This window comes from Enterococcus sp. DIV0436a (assembly GCF_051711605.1).
Taxonomy (GTDB): Bacteria; Bacillota; Bacilli; order Lactobacillales; family Enterococcaceae; genus Enterococcus_B; species Enterococcus_B faecium.
Genome location: NZ_JBIONA010000001.1, coordinates 1,278,842 through 1,293,546 on the forward strand (window position 1 = coordinate 1,278,842; position 14,705 = coordinate 1,293,546).

Below are 14,705 nucleotides of genomic sequence, written 5' to 3' on the forward strand. Positions count from 1 at the left end.
TTAGCGGTTCTGCTTCTTTTAGTTTATTATGTTTTCTTATCAATGATAGGAACCTGACTTTAAAAGCGACATACTACTGCTTTATCGTACCTTTATCTATACAAAATGTAGGAGTCAAGCATAAATGGCGTGACTATTATAACTAAAATGCTCGTTATGGAGATGTTGCAGCAAGTTTTCGAGAAAAGCGTATTCCATCTCTTGTCCATTGAATAAGATCTGGATACGATAATGATTTTTGAAACGCTTCTGTTCATGAATCTGACTGATTGAAAGTTCGCCTTTGTGTTCTGTCTGATAAAGAAAAGTCCTTTTACGGCATTCAGCACAGCGCTTGGTTGCTCGGCGGATTTTTCGGAATGTATAAAAACTAGTATCTTTATTGCATAAATAAACGTCTTTGATCGACAGCAAATCATTATATAGACAGGAACGTTCTTCAGCTGTTAATTCTGATAAAAAAAGCTGACCTTGTTTTATTGCATCTTCCATCGGCAAGTGCCTCCTCGAACCCATTATCCAAATTTTTAGTTAATTCTAATATACCATCATTAAGTATAAATGTAAACGCTTGTTGATGGTGTAAGATTTTTGTTTCTGATAAAACACGAACATTAAAAGAATCTAATGCCTTAAATGTACATATTTTTGTTGATTTATAAAAAGATGATTGCTAAAATTTAAAGTGAAAACACGAACAAAAAACGATGTATTTGCTTTTAATGTAAATAAAAAGGAGAGACGTACATGGAGAAGAAAGAACTTTTGTATGAAGGAAAAGCCAAAAAAATATATCTTACTTCTGATGAGAACTTGATTTGGATAGAATATTTAGATCAAGCAACTGCGTTGAATGGAGCGAGGAAAGACCAGATAAGTGGAAAAGGAGAATTGAATAATCAAATCACAAGTGCAATTTTCCGTTATCTGACTCAAAGAGGAATAAAAAATCATTTTATTAAACAATTGTCTAAAACCGAACAATTAGCAAAAAAAGTACAAATTATCCCTCTGGAAGTGGTTATCCGAAATATTGCAGCAGGAAGTTTCTCAAAACGTCTAGGTGTTCCCGAAGGTAAAGAATTCATCAAACCAATCATTGAATTCTACTATAAGGATGACCAGTTGGATGATCCATTTATCAATGAAGAGCATATCTATTTCTTACAACTTGCAAAACCGGAAGAAATCAGTGAGCTGAAAGCCCAAGCGTTGGCTATTAATGAAATTTTGACCGAATTATTTGCTAAGGTCGGTTTGGTTTTAGTAGATTTCAAGCTAGAGTTTGGCCGGTCGAATGGACAAATTTTGCTTGCGGATGAAGTAACACCGGATACTTGCCGATTATGGGATGAACGTACGAATGAACATATGGACAAAGACGTTTACCGCAGAGATCTAGGTGATTTGATCCCAGTCTATCAAGAAGTATATAACCGTCTATCGGAACTAACTGAAGAAAAGGAGCGAGTTTGATGTATTTCGTAAAAGTATATGTAACCTATAAAGATTCAGTGTTAGATCCTCAAGGGGAGGCAGTAAAAAAAGCAGTCCATCGTATGGGATATGAAACAATCGAAGATATCCGTATAGGAAAATACTTTGAGATACAACTTGCTGATGCAGAAGAACCAATCGATACAGTGATTGAAACGATTTGTGACAAGCTGCTTGCAAATGTAAATATGGAAACATATCGATATGAAATCAAAAAAATGGAGGAAGTATAACATGAAATTTGCGGTCATCGTTTTTCCAGGTTCAAATTGTGACGCAGATATGTTATGGGCAGTTCGCGAGATCATGGGTGCTGATGCCGAATTCGTTCGGCATGATGAGTCCTCTTTAGAAGGATTTGATGGTGTTTTACTGCCAGGAGGATTCTCATATGGAGACTATTTAAGATGTGGTGCGATTGCCCGGTTTTCTACAATCATGGAAGAAGTGATTCGTTTTGCTGAAGAAGGGAAACCAGTATTCGGTACATGCAATGGATTCCAGATATTGACAGAAGCAGGACTTTTGCCAGGTGTACTGAGACGAAATGAGTCTTTGCATTTTATTTGCAAAACTGTACCATTGGAAGTCAACCCCAAGACGGCCTTTACTTCAGAGTATGAAGCCGACGAAATAATCTATCTTCCAGTTGCTCATGGGGAAGGAAATTATTTCTGTGACGAAGAAACACTTCAAGAACTAAAAAAAAATAATCAGATTGCCTTTACTTATAATGACAACATCAACGGCAGCGTGGAAAACATTGCAGGGATTACGAACAAAGCAGGGAATGTGTTAGGAATGATGCCTCATCCAGAACGTGCAGTAGAAGACTTGCTAGGATCAGAAGATGGGAAACGGTTCTTTGCTTCCATTTTAAAAAACTTCGGAAAGGTGACCGTATAGATGAAAACATTGAAAGAACCGACAGCTGAAGAGATCAAGAAAAAAAGAATCTATGCCGAATGGGGATTGACTGATGAAGAATATCGAATGATCGAAGAAGATATCTTAGGAAGAATGCCTAATTATACGGAAACTGGACTGTTCTCTGTTATGTGGAGCGAACATTGTTCCTATAAAAATTCTAAACCGGTTCTACGCAAATTTCCTACTAGTGGACCTCATGTGTTGCAAGGCCCTGGAGAAGGCGCAGGCATCGTCGACATCGGTGATGGACTAGCAGTTGTCTTCAAAGCAGAAAGTCACAATCATCCTTCAGCCGTGGAGCCTTATGAAGGAGCTGCGACAGGAGTTGGCGGAATCATCAGAGATATTTTCAGCATGGGGGCTCGTCCAATTGCGTTGCTAGATTCATTGAGGTTCGGCGAATTAGATAATCCAAGAACGAAATATTTACTAGAAGAAGTAGTTGCAGGTATCGGCGGATACGGCAATTGTATCGGCATACCGACTGTAGGCGGCGAAATTGCATTTGATCCTTGTTATGAAGGAAACCCATTAGTCAATGCAATGTGCGTAGGTTTGATTGAACACAAACATATCCAGAAAGGGCAAGCCGCTGGCGTCGGTAATTCGATCATGTATGTAGGTGCAAAAACAGGTCGCGACGGTATCCACGGAGCAACTTTTGCCTCAGAAGAATTTAATCAAGAAGAAGAACAGCAACGTTCTGCTGTACAAGTAGGCGATCCTTTTATGGAAAAGCTGCTGCTTGAAGCGTGTTTGGAATTAATCTTGCATCATTCGGATTCTCTAATAGGTATACAGGATATGGGAGCAGCAGGACTTGTTTCATCTAGTGCGGAAATGGCTTCAAAAGCTGGTTCAGGACTTATATTGACATTAGATGAAGTCCCACAAAGAGAAACTGGAATGACGCCTTATGAAATGATGCTATCGGAATCACAAGAACGGATGTTGATTTGTGTCAAATCAGGAGAGGAAGAAAAAATCCAAGAACTATTTCAGAAGTATGATCTAGATGCAGTCACTATCGGGAAAGTAACAGACGACGGGCAGTATCGGCTATATCATCAAGGAGAAGAAGTAGCAAATCTGCCAGTCGATGCATTAGCTGAAGATGCACCAGTTTATCATAAAGAAATGAAAGAACCAGCTCGAATCGTAGAATTTCAGCAGTTAGCTCCTTATCAGCCAGTTATCGAAGAACCTGGACAAGTATTGCTTGATCTGCTGCAGCAACCGACGATTGCTTCGAAACGTTCAATCTACGAAACTTATGATTCACAAGTACAAACAAATACAGTTGTCCGTCCAGGAAGCGATGCTGCTGTGATGAGGGTTAGAGGGACGAATAAAGCGTTAGCTATGACCACAGACTGCAACGCGCGCTATCTGTATTTGGATCCAAAAATCGGAGGACAAATAGCAGTGGCAGAAGCTGCTAGAAATATTATTGCTAGCGGTGGTAAGCCCTTGGCGATCACCGACTGCCTGAACTATGGTTCTCCTGATAAACCAGAAGTTTTTTGGGAATTATCGACTTCAGCTGACGGAATTGCTGCTGCGTGTGAAACGTTAGGAACTCCTGTTATTTCAGGAAATGTCTCTTTATATAATGAAACGGATGGTCAAGCAATCTATCCAACACCAATGATTGGTATGGTCGGATTGATTGAGGATCATAAACATATCACTACTCAGGAATTCAAAAAATCAGGGGATCTAATCTATATATTAGGTAAGACGTTTGCAGATTTTGATGGCAGTGAATTACAAAAGATGCAGCTTGGAAGAATCGAAGGTGTGATCCGAAACTTTGATCTATCCATTGAAAAGAGAAACCAAGAGTTAGTATTGACAGCCATCCAAAACGGATTGATTGAAAGTGCTCATGACTGTTCAGAAGGTGGCTTGGCAATTGCACTGGCAGAATCAGCTTTCAAACATCAGCTAGGGATATCTGTACAGTTTGAATTATCCTCTGCTCAATTATTTGCAGAAACTCAATCAAGATTTGTGTTGACAGTCGCACCGGAAAATAAGACACGATTCGAAGAAATGATGGGTGATTCTGCTATTTTAGCAGGAAAAGTGACGGAAGAAGCGATGATCGAAATTTCAGCAACTGACGGTCAGATCAAAATAGAAACTGCAATAGCAAGAAAGTGCTGGGAGGATGCAATCGTATGTCTTATGAAGTGAAGAGTTTAAATGAAGAATGCGGGATCTTCGGTGTTTGGGGTCATCCAGACGCCGCTAGTGTGGCATACTTCGGGCTCCATAGTCTTCAGCATCGAGGACAAGAAGGTGCGGGTATCGTGTCCAATGATCGAGGAAAGCTTAAGGGGCATCGAGATTTGGGCCTACTTTCTGAGGTATTCAAAGATCAAAGAAAATTGCAGCAGTTAACAGGAGAAGCTGCAATCGGACATGTACGTTATGCAACAGCAGGCAATGGAAGTGTGGACAATATTCAGCCTTTTCTATTCAAATTTCATGATCAGTCGATCGGCTTAGCGCATAATGGTAACTTGATCAATGCTCGTTCCCTTAGAAAAGAGTTAGAGGAAAATGGGGCGATCTTCCATTCTAACTCCGATACGGAGATATTGATGCATTTGATCCGACGAAGTGAAGAAACAGATTTTTTAAATAAATTAAAAAGTGCTTTGAATGAAGTCAAAGGTGGCTTTGCCTATTTATTAATGACAGAAACGGCAATGATTGCCGCTTTGGACCCAAATGGTTTTCGTCCATTAGCAATCGGACAAATGAAAAACGGAGCATACGTGATTGCCTCGGAAACTTGTGCATTAGAAGTTATCGGGGCACGTTTTATAAGAGATGTCCAGCCTGGAGAGATAGTGATTATCAATGACGAAGGAATCCAGATTGATTGCTTTACGAAGAATACGCAGCTTTCCATTTGTTCGATGGAATATATCTATTTTGCCAGACCAGATTCAAACATCGCAGGGATCAATGTGCATACTGCACGGAAAAATATGGGACGGAATTTAGCGAAAGAATCGCCAGTAAAAGCAGATATGGTCGTTGGCGTACCTAATTCTTCTTTGTCAGCCGCAAGCGGTTATGCGGAAGCTAGTGGAATTCCTTATGAAATCGGATTAGTAAAAAATCAATACATTGCCCGAACATTTATCCAGCCAACGCCTGAGCTAAGAGAGCAAGGTGTTCGAATGAAATTATCTGCTGTACGAGGAGTAGTGGAAGGTAAAAAGGTGATTATGGTCGATGATTCAATTGTTCGGGGTACGACAAGCAGACGGATCGTCCATCTTTTGAAAGAAGCAGGAGCAAAAGAAGTCCATGTGAGGATTGCTTCTCCTCCTTTGAAATATCCATGTTTTTACGGGATTGATATTCAAACGCGTAAAGAACTCATTGCGGCAAATCACACGATTGATGAAATCAAAGAATGTATCGGTGCAGATTCTTTAGGATTTTTAAGTGAAGAGGGTCTGATCGAATCGATTGGACTGAAAAAGGATGGCCCGTATTCAGGATTGTGTATGGCTTATTTCAACGGAGATTATCCAACGCCGTTATATGACTATGAAGAAAAGTATCAGGAATCGCTAAAAGAAAAAGTATCGTTCTTTTAAAAGCAGACCAAGAAGGGAGTATATGAATTCAATGGCAAATGCATACGCAAAAGCTGGCGTAGATGTCGAAGCTGGATATGAAGTAGTAGAACGGATCAAGAAGCATGTCAAAAAAACGGAACGTTTAGGTATGATGGGCGCTATAGGAGGATTCGGCGGTTGTTTTGATTTATCGGTCTTTCAATTAAAAGAGCCAGTCCTTGTCTCGGGGACCGATGGTGTGGGGACAAAATTAGCAGTGGCAATCGAAGCAGACAAACACGATACAATCGGGATCGACTGCGTAGCGATGTGTGTCAATGATATCTTAGCACAAGGCGCAGAGCCGTTATATTTCTTAGACTACTTAGCAACGGGGAAAAATGATCCGTTACGTTTGGAAAATGTAGTAAAAGGTGTAGCAGATGGATGTGTTCAAGGAAATATGGCGCTGATTGGCGGAGAAACAGCTGAAATGCCTGGTATGTACTCAGGTAATGATTATGATCTAGCCGGATTTGCTGTAGGGATAGCTGAAAAATCTCAATTATTGACAGGAGAAACGATCAACCCAGGAGATGTGTTGCTTGGAATAGCATCTAGCGGGATTCATTCAAATGGGTACTCTCTTGTTCGCAAAATTTTCTTTGAGCAGCAGCAGTTTTCTTTATCATCAAAACTGCCAGAATTGAAAAAAACACTTGGCGAAGAATTGCTTGAGCCAACGAAAATCTATGTTTCTTCCTTGCTTCCGCTGATCAAAGAAAAGAAAATAAAAGGAGCTGCACATATCACTGGTGGAGGGTTTGTAGAAAATATCCCGCGAATGTTACCAGAATCTATGGCTGCACAAATCAAACTTGGCTCATGGCCGATTCTTCCAATATTCGGCTGTTTACAAAAATATGGTGAAATTCCTGAGATGGAGATGTATGAAATCTTCAATATGGGCATCGGTATGGTCCTGGCAGTCGAAGAATCGAAAGTAAAAGAAATAGTACACGAAATTGAGCAAGCTGGCGAAAAAGTTTATGAAATCGGGAAAGTGATCGCCAAAGAAAAACATCGTGTGGTGTTTATAGGAGAAGAACGATGAGAATCGCTGTTTTTGCTTCTGGAAACGGAAGCAACTTTCAAGCGCTAGCCGATTATCTATCGAAAAAAGGATTGGAATCTTCGATTGACTGGTTGTTTTGTGATCAGCCTGAAGCATATGTTTTGAAACGTGCAACTGCGTTGAGTGTACCGGCAGATTGTTTTTCACCTAAAGAATTTGATTCAAAAAAAGAGTATGAAGAAGCAATTTTGCATAAATTGAAAGAAAAAAAGATCGATTTGATCGTATTAGCTGGATATATGCGAATCATTGGACCGGTATTGCTGAAAAATTATGATAAAAGAATCATCAATATCCATCCGTCTCTTTTACCTGCCTTCCCTGGTTTGCATGGCATACGTGATGCCTTTGAAGCTGGAGTAAAAGAAACGGGTGTCACAATTCATTATATCGACCAAGGTGTAGATACTGGACCAATCATCCGGCAGGAAAAAGTGAGAATTGAACAGGAGGACACGTTCGATTCTTTAGAAGAAAAAATCCATAGAGTAGAGCATCGAATCTATCCAGAAGTGATTAGTGAAATTATTGAAAATGGAGGCTATCTGAAATGACAAGAGCATTGATCAGTGTATCAGATAAAACTGGGATTGTAGCATTCGCCCAAGGTTTGATTGAACAAGGAGTAGAAATCATTTCAACAGGAGGAACAAAGCATGCGTTGGATAAAGCTGGGATCAAAACGCTTTCGATCGAAGAAGTGACAGGGTTTCCTGAAATGATGGATGGCCGTGTCAAAACACTTCATCCTAAAATCCATGGTGGTCTTTTAGGAAGACGCGATCTCCCTAGCCATATGGAGGCAATGGAAACGGAAAATATCCAACCAATCGACTTTGTTTGTGTCAATTTATATCCTTTCAAAGAAACGATTATGAAACCAGATGTCGAAATAGCAGAAGCTATTGAAAACATTGATATCGGTGGTCCTAGTATGCTCCGTAGTGCAGCAAAAAACCATGAATTTGTCACCTCTGTTGTTGATCCATCTGACTATGAAGAAGTACTTTCAGAATTACGTCAGTATGGGCATACTTCACTTTCTTTCAGACAAAAACTAGCGGCAAAAGTCTTTCGTCATACTGCGGCATATGATGCACTGATCGCTCAATACTTAACGGATTGGGTGGAAGAAAAAGAACCGGAAAAATTGACACTTACGTATGAACGAAAACAAACGCTTCGTTACGGTGAAAATAGCCATCAAGCCGCTGCCTTTTATCAGTCCGCTCTTCTGGAAAAATATTCGATCGCAGCAGCAAAACAACTCCATGGGAAAGAACTTTCTTATAATAATATCCGAGATGCAGATGCTGCGCTACGGATCATGAAGGAATATGACGAGCCAACGGTAGTCGCCTTGAAACACATGAATCCTTGTGGTATTGGGACAGCATCTACGATTTTAGAAGCGTGGGAAGCAGCGTATGAAGCAGATCCTGTTTCAATCTTTGGTGGGATCATCGTTTTGAATCGAGAAGTAGATCTGCCAACAGCAGAACAGATGCATAAGCTGTTTCTAGAAATCATCATTGCCCCTTCTTATACACAAGAAGCTTTGGAATTACTGCAAAAAAAGAAAAACATCCGATTACTGACAATAGACTTTGCGCAGGAAGAAAATCAAAATCGAGAAGAAACGGTCTCAGTCTTAGGTGGACTTCTTGTACAAGATCAAGATCTGGCAATAGAAAATGAAGAAGAGTGGAAAGTCGTGACAAAACGTAAGCCGACTCCAGCAGAAGCAAAAGCATTGGCGTTTGCTTGGAAAGCTGTCAAACATGTGAAATCTAATGCGATCGTACTGGCAAACGAACGTCAGACAGTAGGAATCGGAGCCGGGCAGATGAATCGAGTCGGTTCAGTAAAAATTGCGATTGAACAAGCGCAAGAGAAAATGGAAGGTGCAGTTTTAGCTAGCGATGCTTATTTTCCAATGGATGATTCGGTTGAATATGCAGCCAAACATGGTATAAAAGCAATCATTCAGCCAGGAGGAAGCATCAAAGACCAAGATTCTATTGATATGGCGAATAAATACGATCTAGCAATGGTCTTTACTGATGTTCGGCATTTTAGACATTAGAGAGGAGTCGGATAAATGAACGTTTTGGTAATCGGTGCAGGTGGTCGTGAACATGCAATAAGTAAAAAACTTTTAGCCAGTCCGAAGGTGGATACGGTGTATTGTGCGCCAGGAAATCCGGGGATGACAAAAGATGGTATCAATTGTGTCGCTATCAGTGAGCAAGATCATTCAGCGTTAATTCATTTTGTTAAGAAAAAGGCTATTGATTGGAGTATCGTTGGTCCTGAAGTTCCTTTGTTAAATGGGATCGTCGATGATTTTATGGCGGAAGGATTGAAAATCTTCGGTCCGACAAAAGCAGCAGCTCTGATCGAAGGTTCGAAAAGTTTTGCTAAACAATTAATGGATACTTATCAAATCCCGACAGCTAAATCCAGAAGTTTTGAATGTTACGATAAAGCAGCGGCGTATATCAAAGAAAACGGTGCGCCAATCGTAGTGAAAGCAGATGGCTTAGCAGCTGGAAAAGGTGTAGTCGTGGCTGCCACAGTGAAGGAAGCGCTGGATGCGGCAGAACAAATGTTGAACCAGCATCGATTTGGGGATAGCAGCAAAAAAATCGTCGTAGAAGAGTTTTTGGCAGGAGAAGAATTCTCCCTTTTGGCGTTTGTCCGTGATACCAAGGTGTATCCGATGGTCATTTCGCAAGATCATAAGCGGGCATTTGATAACGATAAAGGGCCAAATACAGGCGGAATGGGTGCTTATTCACCAGTACCGCAAATTTCAAAAAAGATGATTGAAAAAGCTGTGGAAGAAGTTTTAAAACCAGCGGCTTTGGGAATGAAAGAACTAGGACGCTCTTTCACGGGTGTTTTATATGCGGGTTTGATTGCTACGAAGGAAGGACCAAAAGTGATCGAATTCAATGCGCGTTTCGGTGATCCTGAAACGCAAGTCGTTCTTTCTCGGTTGAAGAGTGACTTTGCGCAAGTAATCGATGATTTATTAGAGAATCGTACAATAGAGTTAAAGTGGCAGCAAGAAGGATACAATGTAGGCGTTGTGGTTGCAGCTGCCGGTTACCCCGAAGAATATGAGACAGGAATGGTTCTACCAGATTTTCCGGAAGAAGAGCTTTCTGTTTACTATGCTGGAGTTTCCTCAAATAACGGCAAACTAGTTGGAGCAGGAGGACGTCTTTATTTAGTAGAAGCATACGGTGAGACGATCAAAGAAGCACAGAAAAAAATCTACACCGCGTTAATGGATAAAACGACAGATGGAACATTTTATCGTACAGATATTGGAGAAAAAGCTGCCAATAGCGAACTGATCGTGAAGTAAATCAGCTGCTTCCATTTATAAAAAATACAACAAACATAATCGGAAGCGCCGATTTTAGTGAATCCTTTTCATAAAGAGTGTGGTACACTTTTGTTGTGTATATAAATAAGGAGGAGTTCAGATGAAAAAAATTCAATTAGGTACTTCTGATCAGAAAGCAGCTGCAGTGATCTTAGGCTGTATGCGTATCAACAATGCGGAAGATCCAGTAAAAGTGATTGAGACAGCTTATGAAAACGGCATTGATTTTTTTGACCATGCAGATATTTATGGAAACGGTGAATGTGAAGAAATCTTTGCAGATGCTCTAGCAAAAACATCAATCAAACGAGAAGATCTTTTTATTCAAACAAAATGTGGAATCGTTCCAGGTGTGATGTTTGATTTTTCTAAAAAACATATCATTGAATCTGTAGAAAAAAGTTTGACCCGTCTGAAAATGGATTATGTGGATGCTTTACTTCTTCATCGTCCAGATACATTGGTAGAACCAGAGGAAGTAGCTGAAGCGTTTGATGAATTGGAACGGTCAGGAAAAGTTCGTTATTTTGGCGTCAGCAATCAAAAACCAATGCAAATCGAATTGCTGAAAAAATATGTTCGTCAACCATTAGTAGCTAATCAGCTGCAATTTGGCTTGAAACATACTGGAATGATCGATCAAGGGATTCATGTCAATATGACAGATGAAGCAAGTATCGATCATGACGGTAGTGTACTTGATTATTCCCGATTGCATGATATGACGATCCAAGCATGGTCACCATACCAGTATGGATTTTTTGAAGGTGTATTTATCGGGAACGAAAAATTCCCTGAATTAAACCAAACATTAGAAGAACTAGCAGCTAAATATCAAACGACACCAACTGGCTTGGCTTCTGCTTGGATTTTGCGCCATCCAGCCAATATGCAAGTGATCGCCGGTACGATGAACGTAGGGCGAATCAAGGAAATCGCTCAAGCTTCAGAAATTAATATGTCTCGGGAAGATTGGTACGAATTGTACCGTGCTGCTGGAAACATTTTACCTTAAAGATTGTCATAAGCAGGTCAAAAGGGCTATAAATTAAAAAGACAGAATAACTTGAAAGCTGTTTTCAGCTTCGAGATATTCTGTCTTTTTTAATTGCAAATGGAAAGAGTATCATTGTACGGATTTCGTTTATTGGTTATTTTTGTTTTTAAGGAAAAGTTGTGTCCGATATTCTTTTGGAGAAATCCCTTGTTTTTTCTTAAATAAATAACTGAAATAGTTAGGGTCATTATAACCAATTTCAAAAGCAATATCTGAGATACGATAGTCTGATTGCTGCAATAATTTTTTTGCTAATTCGATTCTTTGTTCTGTCAGATAATCGATGAATGTTTGGTTAAACGATTGAGAAAAAATCGTACTGAAATGAGAGGGACTTAATGCAACTTGTTGAGCGACCCAAGTCAAGGACATATCTGGATCGGTAAAATTTTCTTTGATAAAATCCAATGCATGGTTCAAAATTGGCTGATATTTGTTCCTTGAAGGCTGTGAGGGCAGAGCAGTTAAGAAAGAAATGAACATATAAACAGTCGAACGGTAAAGCGAATCTTCGGCGCTGATTGCTAAGCGTTGACTGGTGGATGTGCAATGAACCATTTCTTGCGGGATTTCCTTTTCTTTCAGGCAGACATGCTGGAGTAGCTTAGTCAAGACAAATAAACGATATAATCGTGTTCGAGTTGGTGTGCCTTGTGGTTTCGTCAAGTGTTCGATGTACTTGGATACTTCGTTTTTCGATAATGAAGACAAATCAAGTGAGAGATCAAAGTAAAAGACAGAATCAACTGGAAGTTTCGCTTCTTGAATCAAATCCTCATAGCTGATAATTTGTTCTTTAAGGGAACTGGCGGTTTCAAGTATCATCTGCGTGATCTCAAAAGATGCAGGTAATTCGCTGATTCTTTCTGCGACAGGACCAATGGCGACAGAAAAATTATTTTTTTGTCCCTTTTCTAATTCATGGACCAACGTTTGGGCTACCTGATAACTGGTCTCGATCACATTTTCTTCAAGAGAATCAACTATTAAAAATTTGATGAATCGAGAGGAAACAGCAGAGAAGATCACTTGTTGATTCTCCCTAAATAAAAACTTCAAATAATCACTGAGATGAGCGTAATCTTCAAAGTCTGTACTGACTTGGTTTGCTGCTAATAATATGGTCATTTTTTTCCCTGCTAAAGAGCGATTGAAAGATTCAGCAAGTTTCAATGTTTCACTGATCGTAAGTGAGCCTTTGAACAAACCGTTCAAGAAATGATTTTTTTTCAATTCGAAAACAAGATCAGAAGAAGTGAGCGTTTCTTTTTGCTGCAAATCTAAAGCAGTTACTGCTTTTTCTATTGCTTGTTTCAATTCGTTACTTTTAATCGGTTTAAGCAGATAATCATCTGCCTGTACCTGGATTGCTCCTTTCATATAATCGAAATCGTCGAATCCACTAATAAATATGAGACGAGTCCAAGGAAGTAGTTTCCTTGCTTCTTTTGAAAAAGTCAACCCGTCCATGAAAGGCATTTGGATATCAGTCAGAATGATGTCGGGCTGTAAGTCGATAATTGAAGACAGTGCCATCTCACCATCTCCAGCTTCGCCGACATAAGTGATTGGATAATAAGAACCAAGGACAGTTATTTGTTCCCGCAAGTTATTGCGAATGAGGTATTCGTCTTCGATGATAAAAACTTTATACATGTTTGTTTCCTCCAATTGTTTTGGGAGATAGAGGGATCATCAGTGTGACAGTTGTTCCTTCTCGGTATTTGCTGTCAATCGTGATAGGTTTTTGATCATTTCCGTAATAAAGAAGGAGACGCTTGTTTACGTTGTAAAGTCCGTAGCCGATACTGAAATCTGAATCAATACCTTTGGCTAACTCTTTACGTATTTCTGCCAGTTTTTCTGCAGGGATGCCAATCCCGTTGTCTGTGACTTTGAATTGGATCATCTCATCGATTTTGCATGCGGTAATACGAATAAATCCTTTGTGACGGACGTACTTCGTTCCATGGTATACAGCATTTTCAATCAATGGCTGCAAGATCATTTTTAAAATAGAAACAGGAAAAAGTGTTTCTGGTATATCGATCTTATAGTCAAGCATATGGCCGTATCTTATTTTTAAGATGACTAGATAATCATTGATATGGCTAATTTCTTTTTCAAGAGGAATCCAGTCTTGTCCTTTGCTTAAAGACGTACGAAAAAAGCCGGAAAGTGCATGGGTCATAGTCAGAGCTTCTTCAAAGCAGTCTTGTTCGATCAAAGAAATAATGGCATCCAAACTGTTATAAATAAAATGGGGAGTAATCTGAGCTTGCAATACACGAACTTCACTTTGTGCTAAATGGTATTGTTTCAAAGCGTTCTCCCGTAAAGACTGGTTTAGATCTTCCGCCATTTTATTCATGCTAGCGGTAAGTGTTTGTAATTCCAGTGTTTCCGGCAGGGTTAAACGAAAGCCAAGGTTCCCTGAAGAAAGTTGTTCTGACATCTCGATCAGCTGATTGATCGGTTCTTGGACCTTTCTCTCTAAAAAGCGACGATTCTTTTTCGCATAGAAAAAAATGGTACTAAGAACTCCAAGTTCCACTATTGTTAATAGAATGAGCGAGCGGACAAGTGTCGTATTTTTTTTGCTTGCTAAGTCGATCTCCACACGAACAAAATCTTGTAAGATATCTGACAGCAGTTGAGTGACAGAATCTACCTGATTGATGATCTCTTCATTGGTATCCATAAAATCTTTTGCCAAGATATTATTGATCAGCTCGTTTTGATAATCTTCCAGTGTATCGATCGTACGCAAAGACACATCTAACGTACTGATTTCTTTAAGCGTATTCGTATTACTTTTGATCTGTCGAATATCATTTCTAAGTTCTTCTAGGATATTTTCTTTTTTAAACTCATCCACGCTTACTTGGCCAGAAATCAGGTCCCACATACTTTCCAAAACTCTCTGGTCAACCTTTAAAGCAATTGCATCCGCTTTTTGAATATTTGCGATCGTCTGTTGATAAATCAAAAGCTGTTGCGAATATAACAGTATGCTCAGTAGCAAAGGGATAACAGCAAATAGAAGCATGGCTTTGTTTGCTTGGGCAAAAATCTGTTTTATGCTTAAACTTTTCGTCATGATAC

The 14,705-nt window shown here is 39.6% G+C and carries 13 protein-coding genes; 10 read left to right on the forward strand and 3 right to left on the reverse strand.

From position 1 onward, the window contains the following. Window positions 1-114: 114 nt before the first annotated feature. Window positions 115-492, reverse strand: coding sequence for a hypothetical protein (locus IGL15_RS06215; protein WP_010727810.1), 378 nt, complete (start codon window positions 490-492; stop codon window positions 115-117). 255 nt (window positions 493-747) lie between these two features. Here IGL15_RS06215 and purC point away from each other — a divergent pair, with 255 nt between their 5' ends. From purC to IGL15_RS06265, 10 genes are all read left to right on the forward strand, one after another. Continuing rightward, window positions 748-1,476, forward strand: coding sequence for a phosphoribosylaminoimidazolesuccinocarboxamide synthase (purC, locus tag IGL15_RS06220; protein WP_104765172.1), 729 nt, complete (start codon window positions 748-750; stop codon window positions 1,474-1,476). Next, window positions 1,476-1,730, forward strand: a complete 255-nt coding sequence (gene purS / locus IGL15_RS06225) for a phosphoribosylformylglycinamidine synthase subunit PurS (RefSeq protein WP_002295474.1) — start codon at window positions 1,476-1,478, stop codon at window positions 1,728-1,730. The genes purC and purS overlap by 1 nt, the downstream gene beginning before the upstream one ends. A 1-nt stretch (window position 1,731) precedes the next feature. After that, window positions 1,732-2,403 (forward strand): phosphoribosylformylglycinamidine synthase subunit PurQ, encoded by a 672-nt coding sequence (gene purQ / locus IGL15_RS06230; protein WP_002331835.1) that lies wholly within the window; start codon window positions 1,732-1,734, stop codon window positions 2,401-2,403. Continuing rightward, on the forward strand, window positions 2,404-4,626 hold the full coding sequence (gene purL / locus IGL15_RS06235; protein WP_104765173.1) for a phosphoribosylformylglycinamidine synthase subunit PurL: 2,223 nt from the start codon (window positions 2,404-2,406) through the stop codon (window positions 4,624-4,626). Beyond that, window positions 4,611-6,050 carry an amidophosphoribosyltransferase gene (gene purF, locus IGL15_RS06240; protein WP_086300118.1) on the forward strand — a complete coding sequence of 480 codons (1,440 nt, stop codon included), beginning with the start codon at window positions 4,611-4,613 and terminating at the stop codon, window positions 6,048-6,050. The genes purL and purF overlap by 16 nt, the downstream gene beginning before the upstream one ends. 22 nt (window positions 6,051-6,072) lie before the next feature. Then, entirely contained in the window at window positions 6,073-7,125 is a 1,053-nt protein-coding gene (purM, locus tag IGL15_RS06245) for a phosphoribosylformylglycinamidine cyclo-ligase (protein WP_002288011.1), read from the forward strand. After that, window positions 7,122-7,700, forward strand: a complete 579-nt coding sequence (gene purN, locus IGL15_RS06250) for a phosphoribosylglycinamide formyltransferase (RefSeq protein WP_002288010.1) — start codon at window positions 7,122-7,124, stop codon at window positions 7,698-7,700. The genes purM and purN overlap by 4 nt, the downstream gene beginning before the upstream one ends. Further along, the gene (gene purH / locus IGL15_RS06255; protein ID WP_104765174.1) at window positions 7,697-9,232 is read left to right on the forward strand and encodes a bifunctional phosphoribosylaminoimidazolecarboxamide formyltransferase/IMP cyclohydrolase; all 1,536 of its coding nucleotides are present in this window, start codon (window positions 7,697-7,699) and stop codon (window positions 9,230-9,232) included. The genes purN and purH overlap by 4 nt, the downstream gene beginning before the upstream one ends. A 15-nt stretch (window positions 9,233-9,247) precedes the next feature. Then, complete coding sequence (gene purD, locus IGL15_RS06260) at window positions 9,248-10,522, forward strand: phosphoribosylamine--glycine ligase (RefSeq protein WP_104765175.1); 1,275 nt, start codon at window positions 9,248-9,250, stop codon at window positions 10,520-10,522. A gap of 121 nt (window positions 10,523-10,643) precedes the next feature. Beyond that, window positions 10,644-11,558, forward strand: a complete 915-nt coding sequence (locus tag IGL15_RS06265; protein WP_002288005.1) for an aldo/keto reductase — start codon at window positions 10,644-10,646, stop codon at window positions 11,556-11,558. Between the two features lie 129 nt (window positions 11,559-11,687). On the opposite strand, the gene IGL15_RS06270 is transcribed toward IGL15_RS06265, so the two are convergent. Together IGL15_RS06270 and IGL15_RS06275 are read right to left on the reverse strand one after the other, a co-directional pair. Further along, the gene (locus tag IGL15_RS06270; protein WP_104765176.1) at window positions 11,688-13,256 is read right to left on the reverse strand and encodes a response regulator transcription factor; all 1,569 of its coding nucleotides are present in this window, start codon (window positions 13,254-13,256) and stop codon (window positions 11,688-11,690) included. Beyond that, window positions 13,249-14,700 (reverse strand): sensor histidine kinase, encoded by a 1,452-nt coding sequence (locus IGL15_RS06275; protein WP_010829691.1) that lies wholly within the window; start codon window positions 14,698-14,700, stop codon window positions 13,249-13,251. Before IGL15_RS06275 ends, IGL15_RS06270 begins: the two co-directional genes overlap by 8 nt. Window positions 14,701-14,705 lie beyond the last annotated feature (5 nt).

What these genes read in the sequence shown, in the direction of transcription:
- IGL15_RS06215 (WP_010727810.1), bottom strand. Translation starts at nt 492, where the DNA reads ATGGAAGATGCAATAAAACAAGGTCAGCTTTTTTTATCAGAATTAACA.
- purC (WP_104765172.1), top strand. Translation starts at nt 748, where the DNA reads ATGGAGAAGAAAGAACTTTTGTATGAAGGAAAAGCCAAAAAAATATAT.
- purS (WP_002295474.1), top strand. Translation starts at nt 1,476, where the DNA reads ATGTATTTCGTAAAAGTATATGTAACCTATAAAGATTCAGTGTTAGAT.
- purQ (WP_002331835.1), top strand. Translation starts at nt 1,732, where the DNA reads ATGAAATTTGCGGTCATCGTTTTTCCAGGTTCAAATTGTGACGCAGAT.
- purL (WP_104765173.1), top strand. Translation starts at nt 2,404, where the DNA reads ATGAAAACATTGAAAGAACCGACAGCTGAAGAGATCAAGAAAAAAAGA.
- purF (WP_086300118.1), top strand. Translation starts at nt 4,611, where the DNA reads ATGTCTTATGAAGTGAAGAGTTTAAATGAAGAATGCGGGATCTTCGGT.
- purM (WP_002288011.1), top strand. Translation starts at nt 6,073, where the DNA reads ATGAATTCAATGGCAAATGCATACGCAAAAGCTGGCGTAGATGTCGAA.
- purN (WP_002288010.1), top strand. Translation starts at nt 7,122, where the DNA reads ATGAGAATCGCTGTTTTTGCTTCTGGAAACGGAAGCAACTTTCAAGCG.
- purH (WP_104765174.1), top strand. Translation starts at nt 7,697, where the DNA reads ATGACAAGAGCATTGATCAGTGTATCAGATAAAACTGGGATTGTAGCA.
- purD (WP_104765175.1), top strand. Translation starts at nt 9,248, where the DNA reads ATGAACGTTTTGGTAATCGGTGCAGGTGGTCGTGAACATGCAATAAGT.
- IGL15_RS06265 (WP_002288005.1), top strand. Translation starts at nt 10,644, where the DNA reads ATGAAAAAAATTCAATTAGGTACTTCTGATCAGAAAGCAGCTGCAGTG.
- IGL15_RS06270 (WP_104765176.1), bottom strand. Translation starts at nt 13,256, where the DNA reads ATGTATAAAGTTTTTATCATCGAAGACGAATACCTCATTCGCAATAAC.
- IGL15_RS06275 (WP_010829691.1), bottom strand. Translation starts at nt 14,700, where the DNA reads ATGACGAAAAGTTTAAGCATAAAACAGATTTTTGCCCAAGCAAACAAA.